This window comes from Cognatundibacterium curvum, assembly GCF_014284235.1.
Lineage (GTDB): Bacteria > Pseudomonadota > Gammaproteobacteria > Burkholderiales > Burkholderiaceae_D > Undibacterium > Undibacterium curvum.
Genome location: NZ_JACOGD010000022.1, coordinates 1 through 507, shown reverse-complemented (window position 1 = coordinate 507; position 507 = coordinate 1). Strand labels below are relative to the sequence as shown.

1 protein-coding gene is annotated in these 507 nt (G+C 55.6%); it reads right to left on the bottom strand.

From position 1 onward, the window contains the following. Window positions 1-507: hypothetical protein (locus H8K43_RS18665; protein WP_186905256.1), on the bottom strand; the 507-nt coding region annotated here is incomplete at both ends.

Sequence of the window (507 nt, the reverse complement as noted above, 5' to 3'; positions counted from 1 at the left end):
GCGCGAAACGTTGTACCCGGCCTACCGGTAAAGGAATGCGGTGTGTTCCCTTGACCAAGGCTGCCGTGATCTGATTCGGATCGTCTCCCACTGTGACCTCTACCGCTGACATATCGTCGTCCCCGGGCAGATAGGCGTTGTCTTCCAGTTGCCGTCCCGGGTACAACTGATCAAACGCTGCGCGCACCTCATGCAAATCGGTTTCAGGTCCAGCCCGCTTGCGCAGATTAAATTCCAGCCACAGGTAATGACGCTGCCCAGCCTTGTCCTCGAACCAGAACTTCGCAGTTTTAGGAATACCGCGCATCGCAGCGACTTGCTGGTAGACCGATAGCTCCCAGGCAGCGATGGTTTCAAACTCACCATTGCCCTGATAACTATCCAGCTCTATCAGACGCGAAACATTGCCTGCCAGGGTATGACGCCAAGGGAACTTGACGCGTATGCTACGCATATACCAGTCGGGATTCGCCTGCCAGCCAGCCTTGATGCGCTCTATGGTTTCTG